The sequence below is a fragment of the Streptomyces sp. NPDC012827 genome, assembly GCF_042900905.1.
Classification (GTDB): domain Bacteria; phylum Actinomycetota; class Actinomycetes; order Streptomycetales; family Streptomycetaceae; genus Streptomyces; species Streptomyces gulbargensis.
Genome location: NZ_JBIBBY010000001.1, coordinates 500,455 through 522,080, shown reverse-complemented (window position 1 = coordinate 522,080; position 21,626 = coordinate 500,455). Strand labels below are relative to the sequence as shown.

20 protein-coding genes are annotated in these 21,626 nt (G+C 73.6%); 15 read left to right on the top strand and 5 right to left on the bottom strand.

The genetic code is table 11. From position 1 onward, the window contains the following. Positions 1 to 113: 113 nt before the first annotated feature. From ACFY60_RS02320 to nudC, 5 genes are all read left to right on the top strand, one after another. On the top strand, positions 114 to 869 hold the full coding sequence (locus tag ACFY60_RS02320) for a hypothetical protein (protein WP_388607481.1): 756 nt from the start codon (positions 114 to 116) through the stop codon (positions 867 to 869). A 125-nt stretch (positions 870 to 994) separates the two neighbouring features. Continuing rightward, complete coding sequence (locus ACFY60_RS02315) at positions 995 to 1,831, top strand: hypothetical protein (protein ID WP_388607483.1); 837 nt, start codon at positions 995 to 997, stop codon at positions 1,829 to 1,831. A gap of 85 nt (positions 1,832 to 1,916) precedes the next feature. Further along, positions 1,917 to 5,525 carry a UvrD-helicase domain-containing protein gene (locus ACFY60_RS02310; protein ID WP_388607484.1) on the top strand — a complete coding sequence of 1,203 codons (3,609 nt, stop codon included), beginning with the start codon at positions 1,917 to 1,919 and terminating at the stop codon, positions 5,523 to 5,525. Between the two features lie 10 nt (positions 5,526 to 5,535). Further along, the gene (locus tag ACFY60_RS02305; RefSeq protein ID WP_388607486.1) at positions 5,536 to 6,954 is read left to right on the top strand and encodes a dipeptidase; all 1,419 of its coding nucleotides are present in this window, start codon (positions 5,536 to 5,538) and stop codon (positions 6,952 to 6,954) included. Positions 6,955 to 6,989: 35 nt separating this feature from the next. Next, a complete protein-coding gene (nudC, locus tag ACFY60_RS02300) occupies positions 6,990 to 7,937 on the top strand; it encodes an NAD(+) diphosphatase (protein ID WP_388607488.1) in 948 nt (315 codons plus the stop codon). A gap of 76 nt (positions 7,938 to 8,013) precedes the next feature. Here the strand turns inward: nudC and ACFY60_RS02295 are convergent, their stop codons facing one another. Next, entirely contained in the window at positions 8,014 to 8,256 is a 243-nt protein-coding gene (locus ACFY60_RS02295; protein ID WP_352059768.1) for a mycoredoxin, read from the bottom strand. 151 nt (positions 8,257 to 8,407) lie between these two features. Here ACFY60_RS02295 and ACFY60_RS02290 point away from each other — a divergent pair, with 151 nt between their 5' ends. The 6 genes from ACFY60_RS02290 to ACFY60_RS02265 all read left to right on the top strand — a co-directional run bounded on the left by ACFY60_RS02290 (position 8,408) and on the right by ACFY60_RS02265 (position 12,988). Then, on the top strand, positions 8,408 to 10,582 hold the full coding sequence (locus tag ACFY60_RS02290) for an ATP-dependent DNA helicase UvrD2 (RefSeq protein ID WP_388607490.1): 2,175 nt from the start codon (positions 8,408 to 8,410) through the stop codon (positions 10,580 to 10,582). Between the two features lie 171 nt (positions 10,583 to 10,753). Then, entirely contained in the window at positions 10,754 to 11,092 is a 339-nt protein-coding gene (locus ACFY60_RS02285; protein WP_388607491.1) for a hypothetical protein, read from the top strand. 173 nt (positions 11,093 to 11,265) lie between these two features. Beyond that, on the top strand, positions 11,266 to 11,643 hold the full coding sequence (locus ACFY60_RS02280) for a WhiB family transcriptional regulator (RefSeq protein ID WP_388607492.1): 378 nt from the start codon (positions 11,266 to 11,268) through the stop codon (positions 11,641 to 11,643). Then, on the top strand, positions 11,640 to 11,963 hold the full coding sequence (locus tag ACFY60_RS02275; RefSeq protein ID WP_388607494.1) for a hypothetical protein: 324 nt from the start codon (positions 11,640 to 11,642) through the stop codon (positions 11,961 to 11,963). The genes ACFY60_RS02280 and ACFY60_RS02275 overlap by 4 nt, the downstream gene beginning before the upstream one ends. 114 nt (positions 11,964 to 12,077) lie before the next feature. Next, positions 12,078 to 12,260, top strand: coding sequence for a hypothetical protein (locus ACFY60_RS02270; protein ID WP_388607497.1), 183 nt, complete (start codon positions 12,078 to 12,080; stop codon positions 12,258 to 12,260). A 29-nt stretch (positions 12,261 to 12,289) separates the two neighbouring features. Continuing rightward, positions 12,290 to 12,988 carry a class I SAM-dependent methyltransferase gene (locus ACFY60_RS02265; RefSeq protein WP_388607499.1) on the top strand — a complete coding sequence of 233 codons (699 nt, stop codon included), beginning with the start codon at positions 12,290 to 12,292 and terminating at the stop codon, positions 12,986 to 12,988. Here ACFY60_RS02265 and ACFY60_RS02260 read toward each other — a convergent pair. Both ACFY60_RS02260 and ACFY60_RS02255 read right to left on the bottom strand, forming a co-directional pair. Continuing rightward, the gene (locus ACFY60_RS02260) at positions 12,985 to 14,370 is read right to left on the bottom strand and encodes an ABC1 kinase family protein (protein WP_388607501.1); all 1,386 of its coding nucleotides are present in this window, start codon (positions 14,368 to 14,370) and stop codon (positions 12,985 to 12,987) included. The genes ACFY60_RS02265 and ACFY60_RS02260 overlap by 4 nt on opposite strands. 41 nt (positions 14,371 to 14,411) lie before the next feature. Further along, positions 14,412 to 15,572, bottom strand: coding sequence for a ThiF family adenylyltransferase (locus ACFY60_RS02255; RefSeq protein ID WP_388607502.1), 1,161 nt, complete (start codon positions 15,570 to 15,572; stop codon positions 14,412 to 14,414). Between the two features lie 178 nt (positions 15,573 to 15,750). Here ACFY60_RS02255 and ACFY60_RS02250 point away from each other — a divergent pair, with 178 nt between their 5' ends. From ACFY60_RS02250 to ACFY60_RS02235, 4 genes are all read left to right on the top strand, one after another. After that, positions 15,751 to 16,326 (top strand): M48 family metallopeptidase, encoded by a 576-nt coding sequence (locus tag ACFY60_RS02250; protein WP_388607504.1) that lies wholly within the window; start codon positions 15,751 to 15,753, stop codon positions 16,324 to 16,326. A gap of 97 nt (positions 16,327 to 16,423) precedes the next feature. Beyond that, entirely contained in the window at positions 16,424 to 18,082 is a 1,659-nt protein-coding gene (locus tag ACFY60_RS02245) for a TerD family protein (RefSeq protein WP_388607506.1), read from the top strand. 14 nt (positions 18,083 to 18,096) lie between these two features. After that, a complete protein-coding gene (locus ACFY60_RS02240; protein ID WP_309056222.1) occupies positions 18,097 to 18,777 on the top strand; it encodes an AIM24 family protein in 681 nt (226 codons plus the stop codon). A 17-nt stretch (positions 18,778 to 18,794) separates the two neighbouring features. Next, positions 18,795 to 19,550 (top strand): AIM24 family protein, encoded by a 756-nt coding sequence (locus tag ACFY60_RS02235; protein WP_388607507.1) that lies wholly within the window; start codon positions 18,795 to 18,797, stop codon positions 19,548 to 19,550. A 91-nt stretch (positions 19,551 to 19,641) separates the two neighbouring features. On the opposite strand, the gene ACFY60_RS02230 is transcribed toward ACFY60_RS02235, so the two are convergent. Continuing rightward, positions 19,642 to 20,166: an NUDIX hydrolase gene (locus ACFY60_RS02230; RefSeq protein ID WP_388607509.1), complete on the bottom strand. Its 525-nt coding sequence runs from the start codon at positions 20,164 to 20,166 to the stop codon at positions 19,642 to 19,644. Then, the gene (locus ACFY60_RS02225; protein ID WP_388607510.1) at positions 20,163 to 21,593 is read right to left on the bottom strand and encodes a zinc-dependent metalloprotease; all 1,431 of its coding nucleotides are present in this window, start codon (positions 21,591 to 21,593) and stop codon (positions 20,163 to 20,165) included. Before ACFY60_RS02225 ends, ACFY60_RS02230 begins: the two co-directional genes overlap by 4 nt. Positions 21,594 to 21,626 lie beyond the last annotated feature (33 nt).

The following is a 21,626-nucleotide window of genomic DNA, read 5'->3' as shown; positions in this document are numbered from 1 at the left end:
CGTTCCGCTCTGTACATCCCTCGTTCGTCCTCACCTGTCACTCTCGTCGCGGCGCTTCTTCGTGAAGGCGCCGTCGGAAGAGCAATGAGAAGTGACGCGCGAGGAGTACGCACATGAGGGTCAGCAGGAAGCTCTGGACGGCCGCCACGGTCTGTGTGGCCGTGGTCGTCGGCGTCACGGGCTGTTCCCAGGGCGACGACAAGCCCGCCGACCCCTTCGCCGGCCTGACGGCCGACGCCATCGCGGAGAAGTCCGTGGAGGCCACGAAGAAGGCCACCTCCTTCCGCATGAACGGCACCGGCAAGACCGACGGCAAGGACATGAACGTCGCCTTCGCGCTCAGCGACAAGGGCGTCTGCACCGGCACCATGTCCGGCGCCGGCGCGGGCAAGGCCGAGATCCGCCGCGTCGACGGCGCCACCTACATGAAGGGCGACGACGCCTTCTGGCGCGCCAGCAGCGGCGCCGAGGGCGACGAGGCCGACGCCATGACCGCCCTGCTCAAGGGCCGCTGGATGAAGATGCCCTCCGAGGGCGACGACAACGACCTGGGCGCCTTCTGCGACCTGAAGACCGTCGTCAAGGACATGGACAAGGACGACAAGCAGCGCAAGGGCCTGACCCGCGGCGCCGACGCCGACGTCGAAGGCGCCCCGGCCGTGACCCTCACCAAGAAGGGCACGAAGGGCGGGACCACCACCTTCTACGTCGCCAAGGACGCCGCCAAGCCCTACATCCTGCGCGTCGTGGAGACCGGCGGCGACGAGCCTGGCACCGTCACCCTCGGCGACTACGACAAGCCGGTCACCGTCACGGCCCCGCCCGCCGACCAGGTCGTCGACATGGCCCAGCTCGCCGGCGCCTCCTGACCCCACGCGGCCCCGCCCCACCGGCCCCCGTCGGCGGGGGTGGGGCCCGCACGGGCAGAAGTAGCGGGCACGCGCGCGTGGAGCGACCCTGGGAAGGAGTTCGGCGCATCCGCCAGGAGGCTCACATGGCGTCCCACCGCAAGCTCCGCGCCGCGGCCGCCGTCTGCGTGGCCGTCGTCGTCACGGGCCCCGTCCCGGCCGCAGCGGCGGCGCCCGGCCTCGCGTCCGGCCCCGCCCCGCTCGCCAGGACCGCCGCCCCGTCCCCCGGCGACCCGTTCGCCGGCCTCACCCCGGAACAGATCGCCGACCGGGCCGTCGAAGCCACCCAGTCCGCGGCCTCCCTCCGCATGAAGGGCCGGATCGTCAGCGACGACCAGCCCCTCGACGTCGACCTCGCCCTCAACGACCGGAACGAGTGCACAGGCCGCCTGAAGATCGCCGGTGGCACGGCGGAGCTGCGGCGCGCGGACGACATCACGTACATGAAGGGCGACGAGACCTTCTGGCGCGCCTCCCTGGGATCCCAGGGCATGCCCGACGGCCGGACGGCCGCCACCGTCGAACTCCTCAAGGGCCGGTGGCTGAAGATCGCGCCCGGCCAGCCCGGCAGCGAGGACCTCGGCGGCATCTGCGACCTCAAGGCCCTCCTCGACGACCTCGACCGGGACAAGGACCGGGACGGCACCCGCGACCCGGACCGCGGCACCCTGACCCGGGGCCGCGACGGCAAGATCGACGACACCCCGGTCGCCACCCTCGTCAGGAAGAAGCCCGGCGGCGAGACGTCCACCGTGTCCGTCTCCCAGGAGGGCAAGCCGTACATCCTCAGGACCGTGAAGACAGGAGGCGACGAACCCGGCTCGATCACGCTCTCCGACTACGACAAGCCGGTCAGGGTCACCGTCCCGCCCCCCGGCGAGACCGTCGACCTCGGCAAGCTGAACCGCGGCAGCCCCGCCTGAGCGGCCGCCCGGGGAGGCCCCGCGCGGGGCCGGGCACGGCCGGCGGGGACCGGCACTGTCGGACCGCCCGGTTAGCCTCTGTGGAGTGACCGCACACCTCACCGACCCCGAGCAGCTCAAGGAGCTGCTCGGCATCCCGTTCACGCCGGAGCAGACGGCCTGCATCACCGCGCCGCTCGCCCCGCACGTCATCGTCGCCGGCGCCGGCTCCGGCAAGACGACGGTGATGGCCGCCCGGGTGGTCTGGCTGGTCGGCACGGGCCAGGTCGCCCCCGAGCAGGTGCTCGGTCTCACCTTCACCAACAAGGCCGCGGGCGAACTCGCCGAGCGCGTCCGCGCCGCTCTCCTGCGCGCCGGCGTCACCGACCCCGACCCGGCCCCCACCGTGCCCCCGCCACGTCCCGCCCCCGGCCCGGCCGCGACCTCCCCCGACGCCGCCGAGCACCCGCCCGGCGAACCCCGGATCTCCACGTACCACGCCTTCGCCGGACAGCTCCTCACCGACCACGGGCTCCGCCTCGGCCTGGAGCCCACCTCACGCCTCCTCGCCGACGCCACCCGCTACCAGCTCGCCGCCCGCGTCCTGCGCGAGGCCCCCGGCCCGTACCCGGCCCTCACCCGCTCGTTCCCCACCCTCGTCACCGACCTCCTCGCCCTCGACGCGGAACTCTCCGAGCACCTCGTCCGGCCGGAAGAACTCCAGGCGTACGACTCCGCGCTGCTCACCGAACTCGCCGGCGCCGAGCTCACCAACGAGGAGCTGCGCAAGATCCCCGAGGCCACGGCGGCCCGCCGCGAGCTCCTCGACCTCGTCGTCCGCTACCGCGCCGCCAAACGCTCCCGCGACCTCCTCGACTTCGGCGACCAGATCGCTCTCTCCGCCGAGCTCGCCACCACCCGCCCCGAGGTCGGCGCGATCCTGCGCCACGAGTTCCGAGTCGTCCTCCTCGACGAGTACCAGGACACCTCCGTCGCCCAGCGGCTGCTGCTGTCCGGCCTCTTCGGCCAGGGCACCGGCCACCCCGTGACCGCCGTCGGCGACCCCTGCCAGGCCATCTACGGCTGGCGCGGCGCCTCCGTCGCCAACCTCGACGACTTCCCCGAGCACTTCCCCCACGCGGACGGCAGCCCCGCCGCCCGCCACTCCCTCTCCGAGAACCGCCGCAGCGGCGGCCGCCTCCTCGACCTCGCCAACGGGCTCGCCGCCCCGCTGCGCGCCCTCCACCAGGGCGTCGAGGCCCTGCGCCCCGCACCGGGCGCCGAGGCGGACGGCAGCGTACGGATCGCGCTGCTGCCCACCCACACCGAGGAGATCGACTGGCTCGCCGACTCCCTCGCCCACCTGGTCCGCACCGGCCGCGAACCCGGCGAGATCGCCGTCCTGTGCCGCACCGCCGCCGACTTCCCCGCCATCCACGCCGCTCTCGTCGCCCGTGACGTGCCCGTCGAGGTCGTCGGACTCTCCGGCCTGCTCCACCTCCCCGAGATCGCCGACCTCGTCGCCGTTTGTGAGGTCCTCCAGGACCCCGGCGCCAACGCCTCCCTCGTACGACTCCTCACCGGCCCGCGCTGGCGGATCGGCCCCCGCGACCTGGCCCTCCTCGGCCGCCGCGCCCGCCTCCTCGTCCACCGGGGCGAGGACGACCCGGACCCGGCGCAACGGCTCGCCGCCGCCGTCGAGGGCGTCGACCCGTCCGAGGTCGTCTCCCTCGCGGACGCCCTGGACACCTTCCTCGACTCCGGCGGCCACCCCGACGACGGCCTGCCCTTCTCGCCCGAGGCCCGGGTCCGCTTCGCCCGCCTCGCCGCCGAACTGCGCGCGCTGCGCACCTCCCTGGCCGACCCCCTCATGGACGTCCTCCACCGCGTCCTCGGCGCCACCGGCCTGGAGGTCGAACTCTCCGCCTCCCCGCACGCCCTCGCCGCCCGCCGCCGCGAGACCCTCGGCCACTTCCTCGACATCGCCGCCGGCTTCGCCTCCCTCGACGGCGAGGCGAGCCTCCTCGCCTTCCTCGGCTTCCTGCGCACCGCCGCCCAGTTCGAGAAGGGCCTCGACAACGCCCTCCCCGGCGGGGAGAACACCGTCAAGGTCCTCACCGCCCACAAGTCCAAGGGCCTGGAATGGGACGTGGTCGCCGTCCCCGGCCTCGTCTCCGGCCAGTTCCCCTCCGCCCGCGCCCGCGAGTCCTGGACCTCCCAGCCCCAGGTCCTCCCGCACGCCCTGCGCGGCGACGCCGCCACCCTCCCGGCCCTCGACGCCTGGAACGCCAAGGCGCTCACCGCCTTCAAGCACGAGATGCGGGACCACCAGCACACCGAGGAGCTCCGCCTCGGCTACGTCACCTTCACCCGCCCCCGCGCCCTCCTCCTCGGCTCCGCCCACTGGTGGGGCCCCGCCCAGAAGAAGCCCCGCGGCCCCTCGGACTTCCTGCTGGCCCTGTACGAGCACTGCGCCGCCGGCCACGGCGAGATCGAGGCCTGGGCCGACGCACCGGAGAAGGGCACCGAGAACCCCCTCCTCGCCGAGGCCGAACGCGACCGGCCCTGGCCCCTGCCCCTGGACGACCAGGCCCTGAGCCTCCGCCGGAAGGCCGCCGAGCAGGTCAAGGCCGCGCTCGCGGACCGCCTCCGGCACGCCGGGACCGGAACCCCGGCCGCCCCCGCCGCCCCTGATCCCGGCCCCGCCCCCGACGACTTCTGGCCCGACGAGGAGCCCGCCTGGGAGGACGAGCCCGCCTGGGACGACGCTCCCGGGGCGGAGGACCCCGCCTGGGACGACGACCCCGTGCGCCCCGGGGCGGACGAGCCCGCAGGCCCCGCGCCCGACGGCCCCACCGCCGGCGAGCCCGCCCCGGCCGAGGAGCCCCTTCCCGAGGACACCCACGCGGACGCGGTGCCCGCGCCCCGGGAGCCCGAGCCGGGGCCCGGGCACGAGGACCCGGCCGGGGCCGGACCCGCGCCCTCGGAGCCGTACCGCGATCCCACCCCCGAGGAGGCCCGCACCATCGCCTCCTGGGACCGCGACCTGAGCGCCCTCACCGCCGAGCTCCGGCGAGCCCGCGCCACCACCCGGGACGTCGTCCTGCCCGCCTACCTCTCCGCCTCCCAGGTGCTGCGGCTCGCCGCCGACCCGGACGGCTTCGCCCGCGAGCTGGCCCGGCCCATGCCCCGCCCGCCGCAGCCCGCCGCCCGCCGCGGCACCCGCTTCCACGCCTGGGTGGAATCCCGCTACGAGGAGCTGCCCCTGCCGTTCCTCGGCCCGGACGAACTGCCCGGCGGCGAGGACTTCGCCGGCGAGCCCGAGATCCGCGACGAACGCGACCTCGACGCGCTCAAGGAGGCCTTCGCCCGCACCCCGTACGCCGCCCGCACCCCCCACCGCGTCGAGGTCCCCGTCCACCTCACCCTCGCCGGGCGGGTGGTCCGGGGCCGCATCGACGCCGTCTACCGGGACCCCGGCACCGGCGCGTACGAGATCGTCGACTGGAAGACCAGCCGGACCCGCTCCGCCGACCCCCTCCAGCTCGCCCTCTACCGGCTCGCCTGGGCCGAACAGCACGGCCTGGCACCCGAGGAGGTGGACGCCGCGTTCGTGTACGTCCGTACGGGTGAGATCGTCCGCCCCGCCCGCCTCCCCGGCCGGGCCGAGCTGGAGGCCCTCCTGCTGGAGGGGGCACACCCGGACGCCGGATAGGCTCGGGCCCATGAGCGAGACCCCGGACAGCGCCGTCCACGCCGTACGCACGTACATCGAGCAGCACCGCGAGACCTTCCTCGGCGACCTCGCCGAGTGGCTCCGCATCCCCTCCGTCTCCGCGCAGCCGGAGCGGGCCGGGGACGTACGGCGCAGCGCCGAGTGGCTCGCCGCCCACCTCGCCGAGACCGGCTTTCCCACCGTCGAGATCTGGGAGACGCCCGGCGCCCCCGCCGTCTTCGCCGAATGGCCCTCCGAGGACCCGGACGCCCCGACCGTCCTCGTCTACGGCCACCACGACGTGCAGCCCGCCGCCCGCGAGGACGGCTGGCGCACCGAGCCCTTCGAGCCGACCGTCGTCGACGGCCGGATGTACGCGCGGGGCGCCGCCGACGACAAGGGCCAGGTCTTCTTCCACACCCTCGGCGTCCGCGCGCACCTCGCCGCCACCGGCCGCACCGCCCCCGCCGTCCACCTCAAGCTGCTGATCGAGGGCGAGGAGGAATCCGGCTCCCCGCACTTCCGCGCGCTCGTCGAGGACCACGCGGGACGGCTGGCCGCCGACGCCGTGATCGTCTCCGACACCGGCATGTGGTCCGAGACCACCCCCACCGTCTGCACCGGCATGCGCGGGGTCGCCGACTGCGAGATCGCGCTGTACGGCCCCGACCAGGACATCCACTCCGGATCCTTCGGCGGCGCCGTCCCCAACCCCGCCACCGTCGCCGGCCGCATCGTCGCCGCCCTCCACGACGCGGACGAGCGGGTGGCGATCCCCGGCTTCTACGACGGCGTGACCGAACTCACCGAGGCCGAGCGGGCCCTCGTCGCCGAGCTCCCCTTCGACGAGGCCGCCTGGCTGCGCACCGCCAAGTCCCACGGCACCCTCGGCGAGGCCGGCTTCTCCACCCTGGAGCGCGTCTGGGCCCGCCCGACCGCCGAGGTCAACGGCATCGGCGGCGGCTACCAGGGCCCCGGCGGCAAGACGATCGTGCCCGCCTCCGCCCAGCTGAAGCTCTCCTTCCGCCTGGTCGCGGGCCAGGACCCGGACGCGATCGAGCGCGCCGTACGGGACTGGCTCGCCGGACTCGTCCCGGCCGGCATCCGGTACGAGATCGTCTTCGGCGCCCCCACCCGCCCCTGCCTCACCCCGCTCGGCCACCCCGCCCTCACCGCGCTCGCCGGGGCCATGAGCCGGGCCTTCGACGGCGCCACGGTCCGCTACACCCGCGAAGGCGGCTCCGGCCCCGCCGCCGACCTCCAGGACGTCCTCGGCGCGCCGGTCCTCTTCCTGGGGATCAGCGTCCCGTCCGACGGCTGGCACGCCCCCGACGAGAAGATCGAACTGGACCTCCTCATGAAGGGCGTCGAGACGACCGCGTACCTGTGGGGCGACCTGCCCGCCGCCCTCCACGACGCCCAGCGCTGAACCCACACACCGATCCGGGGGAGTTGGAAGCACCTGTGAGCACCCTGAACAACGCGTTCGCGGACCGCCCGATCTCGCTCACCGCACCGAGCGGGATCGACCGCGCGGCGCACCACCGCCTCGACGAGGCCTGGCTGGCGGCGGCCTGGAGCCACCCCACGACGCGTGTCTTCGTCGTCTCCGGCGGCCAGGTGCTGATCGACGACCGGCCCGACGGCAGCACCGAACTCGTGATGACCCCGGCGTTCGAGGCCCCGCTCACCGAGACCCACCGCTACTTCCTCGGCACCGACGCCGAGGGCGTCTCCTACTTCGCCCTGCAGAAGGACTCCCTGCCGGGGCGCATGGACCAGTCCGCCCGCCCGGCCGGCCTGCGCGAGGCGGGGCTGCTGCTCTCGCCGCGCGACGCCGGTCTCATGGTCCACGCGGTCGCCCTGGAGAACTGGCAGCGCCTCCACCGCTTCTGTTCGCGCTGCGGCGAGCGCACGGTGATCGCCGCCGCCGGCCACGTCCGCCGCTGCCAGGCCTGCGGCGCCGAGCACTACCCGCGCACCGACCCGGCCGTGATCATGGCGGTCACCGACGCGCACGACCGCATCCTCCTCGGCCGCCAGGTCCACTGGCCGGAGGGCCGCTTCTCCACCCTCGCCGGCTTCGTCGAGCCCGGCGAGTCCATCGAGCAGTCCGTGGTCCGCGAGGTCTTCGAGGAGGCGGGCGTCACGGTCGGCGAGGTCGAGTACGTCGGCAGTCAGCCCTGGCCGTTCCCGTCCAGCCTCATGCTGGGCTTCTTCGCCCGCGCCACCTCCTCGGAGATCACCGTGGACGGCGAGGAGATCCACGAGGCCCGCTGGTTCTCCCGCGAGGAGCTCGCCGCCGGCTTCGACTCCGGCGAGGTCCTGCCCCCGTACGGCATCTCGATCGCCTCCCGCCTGATCGAACTCTGGTACGGCAAGCCACTGCCGAAGCCCGGCGACCTCGCCTGAGCCGCGCGCACCCGCGCCGCACACGACGAAACCCCCGGCGGGCACAGGGCCGGCCGGGGGTTTCGTACGAGGGACGTCAGACGCCGATCTTCTGCTTGACCTGCGCGAGCGACGGGTTCGTCAGCGTCGAGCCGTCCGGGAAGAGAACGGTCGGTACGGTCTGGTTGCCCCCGTTGGCCTTCTCCACGAACGCGGCCGACTCGGGGTCCTGCTCGATGTTGATCTCCGTGTACGCGATGCCCTCGCGGTCCAGCTGACTCTTCAGCCGGCGGCAGTAGCCGCACCACTCGGTGCTGTACATCGTCACAGTGCCCTGCATGGCCAGGCGCTCCTCTTGATCGGGTTCCTCGGGGTGCCGAGAAGAAGAACGTACGCCCCCGCCCGGCCATTCCCGGAATTCGTACGACCGGTGTCGCGGGCCTGTGGACAAGCCGCCGCATCCACCCCCGTGAACCTGGCAGCATGGCGGGGTGACAGCAGCAACGCACTCCTCTCTTTTCCCGCAGGTCCCGGAGACGGCCGACGCGGTGCTCGACGGGCTCGACCCCGAGCAGCGCGAGGTCGCCCTGGCCCTGCACGGCCCGGTGTGCGTGCTGGCGGGAGCCGGCACGGGCAAGACGCGGGCCATCACGCACCGGATCGCCTACGGGGTGCGCGCGGGCATACTCCCGCCCGCCAGTGTGCTGGCCGTCACCTTCACCAACCGGGCCGCGGGCGAGATGCGCGGCCGGCTCCGCCAGCTCGGCGCGGGCGGCGTCCAGGCCCGGACCTTCCACTCCGCCGCCCTCCGGCAGCTCCAGTTCTTCTGGCCGAAAGCGGTCGGCGGTGAGCTGCCCCGACTGCTGGAGCGGAAGATCCAGCTGGTCGCCGAGGCCGCCGCCCGCTGCCGCATCCGGCTCGACCGGAACGAGCTCAGGGACGTGACCAGCGAGATCGAGTGGGCGAAGGTCACCCAGACCGTGCCCGCCGACTATCCGGCGGCGGTCGCCAAGTCGGTCAGGGACGCTCCCCGGGACCCGGCCGAGATTGGCCAGATCTATGCGACGTACGAGCAGCTGAAGCGGGACCGCTCGGTGATCGACTTCGAGGACGTGCTGCTGCTCACCGTCGGCATCCTCCAGGACCGCCCCGACATCGCGGACCAGGTCCGGCGCCAGTACCAGCACTTCGTCGTGGACGAGTACCAGGACGTCTCCCCGCTCCAGCAGCGACTGCTCGACCTGTGGCTCGGCGACCGCGACAGCCTCTGCGTCGTCGGTGACGCCAGCCAGACGATCTACTCCTTCACCGGAGCCACCCCGGACCACCTGCTGAACTTCCGCACCCGCCACCCGAACGCCACGGTGGTCAAGCTCGTCCGCGACTACCGCTCCACCCCGCAGGTCGTCCACCTGGCCAACGGGCTGCTGAACCAGGCGCGCGGCCGGGCCGCCGAGCACCGCCTGGAACTGATCTCCCAGCGCGACCCCGGCCCCGAGCCCGCCTACACCGAGTACGCCGACGAGCCCGCCGAGGCCGAGGGCACCGCCCGCCGCATCCGTGACCTCATCGCCGCCGGTGTCCCGGCCGGCGAGATCGCCGTCCTGTACCGGGTCAACGCCCAGTCCGAGGTGTACGAGCAGGCCCTCGCCGACGCCGGGGTGCCCTACCAGCTGCGCGGCGCCGAGCGCTTCTTCGAGCGACAGGAGGTACGGGAGGCCGGGGTCGCCCTGCGCGGGGCAGCCCGCGCCGGGGGCAACGACTCCCTGCTCGACGGGGCCGACGACCTGCCGTCCCAGGTGCGGGCGGTGCTCTCCACCAAGGGGTGGACCAGCGAGCCGCCCGCCGGCTCCGGAGCCGTGCGGGACCGCTGGGAATCCCTCGCCGCCCTCGTCCGGCTGGCCGAGGACTTCGCCCGCGTCAAGCCGGGGGCCACGCTCTCCGACCTGGTCACCGAGCTGGACGAGCGGGCCGCCGCCCAGCACGCCCCCACCGTCCAGGGCGTCACGCTCGCCTCGCTGCACGCGGCCAAGGGCCTCGAATGGGACGCCGTCTTCCTGGTCGGCCTCACCGAGGGCATGATGCCGATCACCTACGCCAAGACCGACGAGCAGGTCGAGGAGGAGCGGCGCCTGCTGTACGTGGGCGTGACCCGCGCCCGGCAGCACCTCTCGCTCTCGTGGGCGCTCTCCCGCTCCCCGGGCGGCCGGGCCTCCCGGCGGCCCACCCGGTTCCTCAAGGGGCTCCGGCCCGGCTCCGGGTCCGCCGGCGCGGGAGGCGCCGGCGGAGGCGGCGGCGTCGAGCGGGGCGCGGGCGGCCGGCGGAAGCGGCGCGGGCCCGTCCAGTGCCGGGTCTGCGGTGCCACGCTCACCGAGGCCGGCGCCATGAAGCTCATGCGCTGCGAGGACTGCCCCTCGGACATGGACGAGGCGCTGTACGAACGGCTGCGGGAGTGGCGCTCGGAGCAGGCCAGGGAGCTCGGGCAGCCGGCGTACTGCGTCTTCACCGACAAGACGCTCATGGCCATCGCCGAGCGGGTCCCCGCGACCGACGGGGAGCTGTCCTCGATCTCCGGCGTCGGAGCCCGCAAGCTGGAGCGCTTCGGAGCCGATGTCCTGGCCATCTGCGCAGGCCAGGAGGGTGGCCTGGACCACATCGAGGACTGAGCGAAACTCGTCGCAAAAATAGTTTGCGCCCGCCCCGTCAAGCCCCATAGGTTCTTAACCACGGAAACGGCGGCTTCTCCGAAGCCCTGTCTTCGTGCTGTACTTGTCCAAATGAACACGAGGGTCCGGCTCACACCGACCCCTCCGAGACGCCGAGAGGAGGCGATTGAAGTGATCAGCAACATCATCAAGCCCAGCACCACCGCCGGCACCGTCGGCTTCGTCAGCGACGCCAAAATGACCGGTCTCTCCGTCGTCTCCGCCTGCTCGCTCGGCCTCTCCGCCTTTGCGTCCCTTGGCAGCGGTCTGCCCGTCTCCGGCCTGTTCCGGACCGGCATGCCCGCCATCGAGCGCAACGAGCGACCGACCAAGGCACTGGAAGCAGGAGTAGCGGGCAAGGCCGCCAAGGCCTATGGCTTCGCGGCGACCGGTGCCGGCATCCAGCAGCAGACGACGCAGCACCACACGTGGGCCTTCCGTGGGCTCGAACCCTGGAGTGATCCAGCCTGATCGACGATCAGGCCGGCGCCTTCAGGGCCGCGGAACCCCACCCGGGATCCGCGGCCCTTCTGTTTGTCCCCGAACGGGGAGGACGGAGCGAAGGGGCCTCGGGACAAGCAACACCCGGTACCAGCCGACAGCCCGGCCAACAGGCCGGAACGACCAGACGAGGAATGACCACCGTGCATCTCGAAGCGCACGCCCCGTCCGTACCGCCTTCCGATTCGCTCTCCCTGCCCGGCTCCACGGAGGACCCCGCTTTGACCCCCGTCGCCCCCCTCACCGCGCTCACCGCGCTCGACGACGCCATCGAGAACCTCGGCGTACCCGTTCCCTGCCGTGCCTACGACCCGGAGGTCTTCTTCGCGGAGTCCCCGGCCGACGTCGAGTACGCGAAGTCCCTCTGCCGTACCTGCCCGCTCATGGAGGCCTGCCTGGCCGGCGCCAAGGAGCGGCGCGAGCCCTGGGGCGTCTGGGGCGGCGAGCTGTTCGTCCAGGGTGTGGTCGTCGCCCGGAAGCGGCCCCGCGGCCGCCCGCGCAAGAACCCGGTCGTGGCATGAACACCGCCGGAACCGTCGACCGCCCTCTCACGCACGATCCCCAGAAGCAGGCCCCGATGACCTCTTCCGCCAGTGAGCCCACCGGCTCCGCGACCCCAGTCTTCTCCACCGTCAACGCGCACACCGCGCGTCAGAACAGGACCCGTGAAATGCAACTCATTCCAGAAGCCATGGCCCGTGCGCATATGCAGGATCTGCGCCGTGAGGCCGAGGCGGGACGTCAGGCCGCGCGCCTGATCGCCGCCCGGCGCATGCAGCGGCGCGCCGAGCGCGTCTCGCTGCGTGCCCGCCGCGCGCTCGCCATGGCCGTCATGCACTGAGCGTCGCCGTGACGCTCCCGTGGGGGCAGGACCGAACGGACCGGCCCCCACGGCGTGTTGTGCCCGCGGTGCGTTGCCCGCACCAGGGTGGCCCGGCGGGCTATCGTCACGAGGGTGAACGACGCCCGCACCCCCGAGGAGCGCTTCTCCTGCGCCCGCTGCGGCACGACCGCCGAGAGCCTCCCGGTGACCTGGACCTGCTCGGTGGAGAACGGCCGGCGACGGTACTTCTGCGAGGACTGCGCCCGCGCCAACCTCCGCGCCATCGAGGGGCGTCTCGACTCCTCGTGGTGGTGAACCGGTCCCGCATCCGGTGGACTCGTGCCATGACGACCCCGCAGACGCCGACGTCCCGGGTGCTGCGGGCGCTCGACCGGTGCAACGCCGCCCATCCCTGGGACCACAACGCCCACTACCACCGGTGGATCCTGCGGCAGCTGCCGCGCCGCCCGGGGCGGGCCCTGGACGTCGGCTGCGGCACCGGTGACCTCGCCCGGCTGCTCGCCGGGCGCGCGACGGAGGTACGGGCGGTGGACGCCGACCCCGAGATCATCGCCCGCGCCCGGGGACTGACCGCGCCGGGGGCCGGGGTGACCTTCACCGTCGGGGACGCCCTCGCCGCACCCGGTGACGACGGCCCCTACGACGTCGTCACCTGCGTCGCGACCCTTCACCATCTGCCGCTCACCGAGGGGCTGCGGGCCCTGCGCCGCCACGTCGCACCCGGCGGCACCCTGGTCGTGCTGGGGCTCGCCCGCCCCCGGACACCGGGCGACCACCTGCTCGGCCTGCTCGCCGTGCCGCTGAACGCCGCGACCGGTTGGTGGCGCAACCGGGGGCGGCGGGCGCCCCGGCCCCTCGCGATGGCCGCCCGCACGCGGCCGCCCGAGCAGAGCCTCGCCGAGATCGCCCGCGCGGCCCGGCGCGTCCTTCCCGGCGCGCGCCTGCGCCGGCGTCTCTTCTGGCGCTACTCCCTCGTCTGGCGCGCGCCCCGGACCACGTCGGTCCGGCAACCCCTCTTCTAGTCGCGCTCCTCCCCGGCGGCCTGCTTGCCGGCGGTCCCCGTCCCGGGCCCGGGGGCGAAGCCCGGCAGCCACTCCGTCAGTTCGTCCCGCAGCCGGACCGTGGCGTTCAGCTGGCACAGCACGCCGATCGTGCTCAGCGTCACCCGGTGTATCAGCAGGTACGACGGCGGCAGATTGAGCTGCTTGCCCAACTGGTGCGCCGGAGAACGGGGATCGGCGATCCGGGCGGCCTGGGTGCGCAGCCAGGCGCGGGTGAAGACGAAGGCCTCGGCCTCGGCCGGTTCGATGATCGGCAGCAGATACTCCAGGACCGCGTCCGGGTCCAGGACGACGGACTCCTTGACGAAGCCCTCCGCCCGCAGGAGCTCGTACACCGTCTCCGCCTCGCCCGCCAGCGTCATCCGCAGACAGGTGCCGATCGTCGCCGGCAGACCGCCCGGCAGGCGGTCCACCGTGCCGAAGTCGAGGACTCCGAGCCGCCAGCCCTCCGGTCCGTCCTCCGCGGGGCCGGGGAGCAGCCGGAAGTTGCCCGGGTGGGGATCGGCGTGCAGCAGACCGGTGCGGGCGGGACCGGAGAAGAGGAAACGGGCCAGGAGCTGTCCCGCGCGGTCCCGCTGCTCCTCCGTGCCGTCCGCGACGATCTCGGAGAGCGGGATGCCGTCCATCCACTCGGTCACGAGGACCTGGTCCGACTGGTGCACCACGTCCGGTACCACCACGTGCGGATCGTCCGCGAACTCCTCGGCGTGCTTGCGCTGCGCCTCGGCCTCCAGCGCGTAGTCCAGCTCCTCGGAGACCCGGTCCCGCAGCTCCGTGATGAGGGGCTTGACGTCCATCCCCGGGATCAGGGGGCCGAGGAGCCGGGCGAACCGGCTCAGCTGCGCCAGGTCGGAGAGCAGTGCCTCACCCGCGCCCGGGTACTGCACCTTCACCGCGACCTCACGGCCGTCGTGCCACACCGCCCGGTGCACCTGGCCGATCGAGGCGGCGGCGGCCGGCTTGTCCTCGAACTCCAGGAAGAGTTCCCGCCACCGCTCGCCCAGCCGCTCCGCCAGGACGGCGTGCACGGTACGGGTCGGCATCGGCGGAGCCGCCTCCTGAAGCTTCGTCAGGGCCGCCCGGTACGGGCCGCCGACCTCCTCGGGCAGGGCCGACTCGAAGACGGACAGGGCCTGCCCGAGCTTCATCGCCCCGCCCTTCAGCTCCCCGAGCACCTTGAACAGCTGCTCGGCGGTCCGCTGCTGGAGCTCGCGGGCCACCAGCTCCGCAGACTTGCCGCCGATGCGTTTACCCAGGCCCCAGGTGGCCCGGCCGGCGATGCCCAGGGGCAACGCGGCCAACTTCGCGGTCCGGGTGACCGCCTTCCGGGGAAGATCAGACATACGCCCCTCCAAAACCCAGACTGCCGTGCCGCGCAGGGCCGTTACCCCGCCATTGTGTCCTGCGCCCTTCGCGGGGCCGAGACGCGCTCCCCCTCCGCCCCGCGCGCGGCCCCGCAGGGGCAGGCGGGATGGGGCCTCAGGGGCTCCGCCCGCCACTGTGACCAGGGCAGCGTCATCTCCCAGCGGGTGCCGGTGCTCGCCGGGAGTTCGCCGTCCAGGAAGGCGAGCGCGTGGGTGACGGCGAGCCCCGCGACCGCCGCGGCGAGACCCACGTCACAGGCCGGCAGCGGGTGCGGGGAGCCCGAGCGCCACTGGGCGAGGAGCCGGGGCCAGACCGGTTCCCGGTCGGTCCGTTCCTCCTGGGCGCACCGCGCGCAGGCCGTCCCGCCCGGCAGCACCAGCGGTCCCACGACCCCCGTCGCCTCCAGCACTCCCGCGTACAGGTGGGGGACACCCGCCGCGAGCCACTGCTCGGCCGGCAGCGGATCGGGCACGTACGCCCCGAAGCCGTCCCGGGGAGCCACCACCACGAGGGACAGTCCGGCCTCGCCGTCCCGCCCGGCGGTGCCGCCCGGGCCGGTCCCCGGCCCGAGCCGCAGGGCGTCCCGGGCCCACCGGTTCACCAGGCGGCGGGCGGCCGTCGCCCTGCGCTCGCCGACGGCTTCGGCGGGCAGTCCGCCCGGTGCCGTCTCCCACGGCTCGACCCGGCCCGAGTCCAGCACCTCGACCGTGCCCACCCCGGCCGCGGAGAGAAGGGCGGCGACCGTCGCCCCCACCCGCCCCGCGCCCCGGACCTGGACCCGGCGGGCCCGGCGGACCGCCAGGACGCGCGGCGCCGCCTCGGGCCGGGGGTGCACCACCGACAGGGCGGCGAGGTCGGCTCGCAGCGGGTCCAGCGCCGTGTCCACCGCCCCGGCCGACGGCCCCGCCTTCCCGGGCCGGCCGGTCGCGGCGTCCGCGAGCAGCCCCGCGGCGGCGAGCCGGCCGAGGAGCGCCTCCAGGTGACCGTCGGGCAGACCGAGGGCACGCGCCTCGGCACGCAGGGCGTCCGTTCCCCGGCTGCCGTCGAGCAGGGCGAGGAGGCTTCCGGTGGAGGTGTCCACGGGGTCCATCGCCACCGCGTGCGCCGGAGTGATCCCGAACTGCGCGCACTGAAGAGTCCGCCAGGCCCGGCGCAGCGCGGGCTTCACCATCGGACGCATTTTCCCCACCCCATTCACGATCATGGAATGACGCTTCTCGTCGCTCCCGGGGCGAGATTGCCGCGGCCCGCACGAGAGCCGCCGAAAGTTGTCCACAGGCCCGAGGAATAGTCATTCGAATGCGACGCGGGCCGTCGGGGCAGGTCTTGTCGTGCCGTCGACCGGTAGCCTCGGGGAGATGCCCGCCGACCCGCAGCCCAGCGTGACCAGCCCACCGCCCCGGACCACGGCGAGCGGCCCGGTCGAGGTGCGCCGGAGCACCCGGCGCCGGAAGTCCGTCTCGGCCTACCGCGAGGGCGACCGGACGATCGTGCTGATCCCGGCCCGGATGTCCGAGGCCGAGGAGCGCCGCTGGGTGGCCGTGATGCTCGACAAGCTCGCGGCCAAGGAGAACCGGAACGTCCTCGGCGACCGGGAGCTGTCCGAGCGGGCGCTTCGCCTGTCCGAGCAGTTCTTCGGGGGCCGGGCCCGCCCCGCCTCCGTGCGGTGGGTGACCAACCAGAACACCCGTTGGGGTTCCTGCACGCCCTCCGAGGGCAGCATCCGCCTCTCCCACCGGCTCCAGGGCATGCCCGAGTACGTGGTCGACTACGTCCTCCTCCACGAGCTGGCCCATCTGCTCGTGCCCGGCCACGGGCCCGCCTTCTGGCGGCTCCTCGAGGCGTACCCGCGCACCGAGCGGGCGCGCGGCTACCTGGAGGGCGTGGTGGCCGCCGGGAGGCTGCCGCACCACGATGTCGCCGGCGAGGAATGATTTCGTACCGAAAACGTTCCAGCCTGTCTTGATGTCGCCCCCAGCCGTTAGCCTGACGCGAGCAATCGCCATTCGGGATGGGGGACGGTCGTTACGCATGGCCAGGGAATTCCAACGCGGCCACAAGGCCAAGATCAGTGATCTGACCGCCGGGACGGATCTGTACGTGGGCGTGCAGATCGCGGCCCCGGGACTGACCTTCGACATCAGCTGTTTCGGCCTCGACGCCGCGGAGCGGCTCTCGGACGACCGGTACTTCGTCTTCTTCAACCAGCCGAAGTCGCCGGAGGAATCCATCCAGCTCCTCGGGGCGCAGGCCGGGGACACGGAGTCCTTCCGCGTCACCCTCGACCGGATCCCGCCGCACATCCACAAGCTGTCGTTCACCGCGACCATCGACGGCGCCGGCCAGATGTCCCAGATCGGCCCCGGCCATCTGCGGATCGTCGCGGGCGGCGAGGAGGTCGCGCGCTACTCCTTCACCGGCGCGGAGTTCTCCACCGAGCGCGCGGTGATGCTCGGCGACTTCTACCTGAAGGACGTCTGGCGGTTCGCCGCCGTCGGTCAGGGCTTCGACGGTGGCCTGGAAGCGCTCCTGCGGAACTTCGGCGGCGAGGTCGCCGAGGAGGAGCCCGCCGCGCCGGCCCCGGCGCCCGGTTTCGCCCCGCCGCAGCAGGCGTCCGCGCCGCCGGCGTTCGGTGCTCCCGCCCCGCCCGCGCCGGCCCCAGCGCCCGCGTTCGGCGCACCCCAGGCCCCGCCCCAGGCACCCCCGCCCGCCCCGGTCCCGCCGGTCCCCGCACCCGTCCCGCCCGCACCCGTCCCGCCCGCGCCGCCGGTCCACGCGACGCCCACGATGGCGGCCCCCCTGGCCCCCGCGCAGGTCCCGCCGCCCGTGGCGCCCGCCGCCCCCGGCCCCTACGGGCAGCCACCGGCGCCCGCCCCCTACGGGCAGCAGCCGCCCGCCCCGTACGGTCACGTCCCCGGCCAGACCCCGCCGCACGGCGCCCCGTACGGGCAGCCCGCGCCCGGTCCGTACGGGCAGCAGCAGCCGTACGGCCAGCAGCCCGGCGTGCCCCAGGGCGTGCCCGCCACCGGCGCCGGACTCGCGGCCGCGCTCGCGCCGTACAAGGAGACGCCCACCGGCAGCCGCTGGGCCCCGCAGAACCAGCAGCTCATGCGGGTCGACCTCGCCATGGGCGGCGTGCCCGTGCTCGCCCGCCAGGGCTCCATGGTCATGTACCAGGGCAAGGTCGACTTCTCCCACAAGGGCGCCGGCTTCACCGGCCGGATCGTCGGCAACGCCACCGGGCAGGAGATGCAGCTCATGCGCTGCAGCGGCCGGGGCCAGGTGTTCCTCGCCGAGGAAGGCGCCCACCTCCACCCGATCGAGCTCCAGGGGGACGGCATCTGCGTCTCCGCCGAGAACGTCCTCGCCTTCGACGAGTCCCTCCAGTACGAGGTCCGCCGGATCGAGGGCCACGGCATTCCCGGCGGCGCCCTGTTCACCATGCTGTTCCAGGGCACCGGCACGGTCGTCGTGAAGACCCACGGCATCCCCGTGGTCCTGCCGGTGACGCCGACCACCTTCGCCGACTGCAACGCCGTCGTCGCCTGGTCCGCGGCCTCGCAGGTCATCCTCTCCAGCCAGGTCCGCCTCCGCCGCAACGCCTACCCGGGTCACAGCGGCGAGACCGTGAACCTGCAGTTCCGGGGCGCCCCCGGCAACTTCATCGTCGTCCAGCCCTACGAGGTCTGAGGGAGCCCGAAGTCATGAACCAGCAGCTCGCGGGCTACGCCCCGACCCCCGTCGCGGCCCGGATGGAGAACCACGGCCGCTCCATGCTCAAGGTCGCCATGGCCACCGGCCAGGATCTGTACGCCCGCACCGGCTCGATGGTCGCCTACGAGGGCTACATCACCTACGAGCCCAACCCGCCCGCCGTCCGCCAGGTGGCCCAGGCCTGGGCCACCGGTGAGGGCGCCCCGGTCATGAAGTGCTCCGGCGACGGACTGCTCTACCTGGCCGACTACGGCGCCGACGTCGTCGTGATCAACCTCCAGAACGACTCGCTCTCCGTCAACGGCACCAATCTGCTCGCCTTCGACGCCCACCTCCAGTGGGGCGTCGAGCGGGTCAAGGGCCTCGCCAAGTTCGCCGGCCAGGGCCTGTTCAACGTGGAGATCGCCGGCACCGGCTGGGTCGCGCTCACCTCGCGCGGCACGCCGATCGTCGTCGACTGCGGCCGCGGCGAGGACGAGACGTACGTCGACCCCGACGCGCTCGTCGCCTGGTCGCCCGCCCTCAAGGTCAAGGGCAAGCGCAGCTTCAAGGCCTCCTCCCTCATCGGACGGGGCAGCGGCGAGGCCTACCAGATGGCCTTCTCGGGCCAGGGCATCGTCGTCGTACAGCCGAGCGAGGACAGCACCGACCGCCTGCGGATCCGGGGCTGAGGGGGAGCGAACACACCATGCAGAGCCCGCTTTTCAACCACGCGGAACAGCAGAGCCAGGAGCGGTACGTCATCCAGAACCCGCAGCTCCTGCGGGTCAGCCTCACCGGGCAGGAAGACATCCTCGCCCGCAAGGGGGCCATGGTCGCGTACCAGGGGCTCGTCGACTTCGACGGCGAGTACCAGACCCCGAGCCAGCGGCGGGCCCGTGCCCGCACCGGCGAGGGCCTCGACCTGATGCGCTGCTCGGGCCAGGGCACCGTCTACTTCGCCAACCTCGCGCAGTACATCCACGTCGTGGAGGTCGAGCAGGAGGGCCTCACCGTCGACAGCGCCTACGTCCTGGCGCTCGACTCGACCCTCCACACCGAGGTCATCGCCGTCGACAGCCAGTACGGCATCTCAGGCTCCGGCAAGTACCAGCTCAACATCTCCGGCCGGGGCAAGGTTGCCCTCATGACCTCGGGGCAGCCGCTGATGATGCAGGTCACGCCCGAGAAGTACGTCAGCGTCGACGCGGACGCGATCGTCGCCTGGTCCACCGGGCTGCGCGTGCAGATGCAGGCGCAGACGCACAACGCCAGCGTCCGCCGCAGGCGCGGCAGCACGGGCGAGGGCTGGGAGCTCAGCTTCCTCGGCCAGGGCTTCGCCCTCGTGCAGCCGAGCGAGGTCATGCCCCCGCAGCACGCGGCCATCGGGCAGGGCGTCGCCGCCCAGTTCGGCGCGGGACAGCACGGCTCCCGGGCCCAGAACCAGAACAACGCCTGGAACTGAGCCGTACGGACAGGACGAGGGGGCGGCCGCCACGGCGACCGCCCCCTCGCACGCCCGTCACCCGAGCCTCCCGGTCAGCCGAGCCGCCCGGTCACCCGAGCCGCGCCAGCGTGCCCTCCAGGAGCCGTACCACCGAGGTGTCCGCCACGCCGGCCACCTCGTCGTAGGCGAACCAGCGCAGGTCCAGCGACTCGTCGCTGATCGCGGCCTCCGCGCCGGCCGGGGCCAGGGCCGCGTACTGCACGTCCAGGTGCCAGTGGCACGGCGCCGGGATCGGGTGCCGGTCCAGTCGCACCGGACCGCCCGGCAGCAGCGTGAGGTCCGCGATGCCGGACTCCTCCGTCGCCTCCCGCAGCGCCGCCTCCGCGACCGTCCGGTCGCCCTCCTCGCAGTGCCCGCCCATCTGCAGCCACATGTTCAGTTTCCGGTGCAGCGTCAGCAGCACCCGCCCCCGCGAGGGGTCGATCACCAGCGCGCTGCTGGTGAGGTGACCGGCCCCGCAGGGCTTGTACATGCCGTCCGGACGGGCCGCGAGGTGGTCCAGGTAGACCTGGCGCAGCTCCGGCTGGTCCTCGTACCCCTTCAGGACGAGGACCGCGTCGTCGTACAGGGTCACGCCGGGCCGTCCCCGTCCTCCGGGGTGTCACCCTTGGCGGCCTCGCCCAGCATCTTGTCCAGCTCGGAGAAGTCGGGCTGCTCGCGGTGGACGAAGCCGTCCGGGTCGTCGAGGTCCGAGGCCGTCGGCAGCATGTCGGGGTGCTCCCACAGGCTGTCCCGGCCGTCGACCCCGCGGGCGTCGGTGAGCGAGGCCCACAGGCGCGCCGCGTCCCGCAGCCGCCGCGGACGCAGCTCCAGGCCGATCAGCGTGGCGAACATCTGCTCGGCGGGACCGCCGGTCGCCCGCCGCCGCCGCAGCGTCTCGCGCAGTGCGTCCGCCGAGGTCAGACGGGCCTTGGCGGCCTCGTGGACCACCGCGTCCACCCAGCCCTCGACCAGCGCGAGCGCCGTCTCCAGGCGGGCCAGCGAGGCCTTCTGCTCCGGGGTGTCCTGCGGCTGGAACATGCCGGACTGCAGCGCCTCCTGGAGCTGCTCCGGGTGCGTCGGGTCGAGCTGCCCGACGGCCTCCTCCAGCTTCGAGGTGTCGACCTTGATCCCGCGCGCGTAACTCTCCACCGCGCCGAACAGGTGCGCCCGCAGCCACGGCACGTGCGCGAACAGCCGCTGATGGGCGGCCTCACGCAGTGCCAGGTAGAGCCGCACCTCGTCCGCGGGGACACCGAGGTCCTTGCCGAAGGCCGCCACGTTCAGCGGCAGGAGCGCGGCCTTGCCGGCCGGACCCAGGGGCAGACCGGCGTCGGTCGACCCGACGACCTCACCGGCGAGCGCGCCCACGGCCTGCCCGATCTGCTGGCCGAACATGGCGCCGCCCATGGAACGCATCATCCCGATCAGCGGGCCGGCCATGGCCTGCATCTCCTCCGGGAGGACGTCGCCCATCGCCGTGCCGACCCGCTCCGCGACCGGGTCCACCAGCTGCTGCCACGCGGGCAGGGTCGCCTCCACCCACTCGGCGCGGCTCCACGCCACCGCCGTACCGGCGCCCGAGGGCAGCGAGGTGACCTGGTCGAGCCAGAGGTCGGCGAGGCGCACGGCCTCCTGGACCGCCGTCCGCTCGGCCGGACCCACGCTGGCGTCCTTCGTGCCGTCGGCGGTGCCCTGGGCCACCACCTGTCGGGCGATCTGCTTGGCCATGTCCCAGTTCACGGGACCGCCCTCGTAGCTCAGCATCTGGCCGAGCTGCTGGAAGGCCGCCCCCAGGTCGTTCGGGTTCAGCGAACCGAACATCGCGGCGAAGGGGTTGTCGGCGCCGCCGGGGCCGCCCATGCCGGGCAGGGGGAAGCCGAACGGGTTGGCACCGAAGGGGCCGCCGTTGCCCTGGCCGCCGGACCCCTGGCCACCTCCGGCGGGGTCCTTCTTGTTGCCCTCGTCGCCGTTCTCCGGCTCCTCCGGCGGAAGGCCGAATCCGAATGGGGTGTCACTCACAGGTTTCCTCGGCTCGTAGGGCCGCCGGCCTCC

Excerpts from the sequence above, each read along its gene's own strand:
- ACFY60_RS02295 (WP_352059768.1), bottom strand. The coding sequence starts at position 8,256 with ATGCAGGGCACTGTGACGATGTACAGCACCGAGTGGTGCGGCTACTGC.
- ACFY60_RS02255 (WP_388607502.1), bottom strand. The coding sequence starts at position 15,572 with ATGCGTCCGATGGTGAAGCCCGCGCTGCGCCGGGCCTGGCGGACTCTT.
- ACFY60_RS02305 (WP_388607486.1), top strand. The coding sequence starts at position 5,536 with ATGAGCGAGACCCCGGACAGCGCCGTCCACGCCGTACGCACGTACATC.
- ACFY60_RS02245 (WP_388607506.1), top strand. The coding sequence starts at position 16,424 with ATGGCCAGGGAATTCCAACGCGGCCACAAGGCCAAGATCAGTGATCTG.
- ACFY60_RS02315 (WP_388607483.1), top strand. The coding sequence starts at position 995 with ATGGCGTCCCACCGCAAGCTCCGCGCCGCGGCCGCCGTCTGCGTGGCC.
- ACFY60_RS02320 (WP_388607481.1), top strand. The coding sequence starts at position 114 with ATGAGGGTCAGCAGGAAGCTCTGGACGGCCGCCACGGTCTGTGTGGCC.
- ACFY60_RS02275 (WP_388607494.1), top strand. The coding sequence starts at position 11,640 with ATGAACACCGCCGGAACCGTCGACCGCCCTCTCACGCACGATCCCCAG.
- ACFY60_RS02250 (WP_388607504.1), top strand. The coding sequence starts at position 15,751 with ATGCCCGCCGACCCGCAGCCCAGCGTGACCAGCCCACCGCCCCGGACC.
- ACFY60_RS02240 (WP_309056222.1), top strand. The coding sequence starts at position 18,097 with ATGAACCAGCAGCTCGCGGGCTACGCCCCGACCCCCGTCGCGGCCCGG.
- ACFY60_RS02235 (WP_388607507.1), top strand. The coding sequence starts at position 18,795 with ATGCAGAGCCCGCTTTTCAACCACGCGGAACAGCAGAGCCAGGAGCGG.
- ACFY60_RS02260 (WP_388607501.1), bottom strand. The coding sequence starts at position 14,370 with ATGTCTGATCTTCCCCGGAAGGCGGTCACCCGGACCGCGAAGTTGGCC.
- ACFY60_RS02265 (WP_388607499.1), top strand. The coding sequence starts at position 12,290 with ATGACGACCCCGCAGACGCCGACGTCCCGGGTGCTGCGGGCGCTCGAC.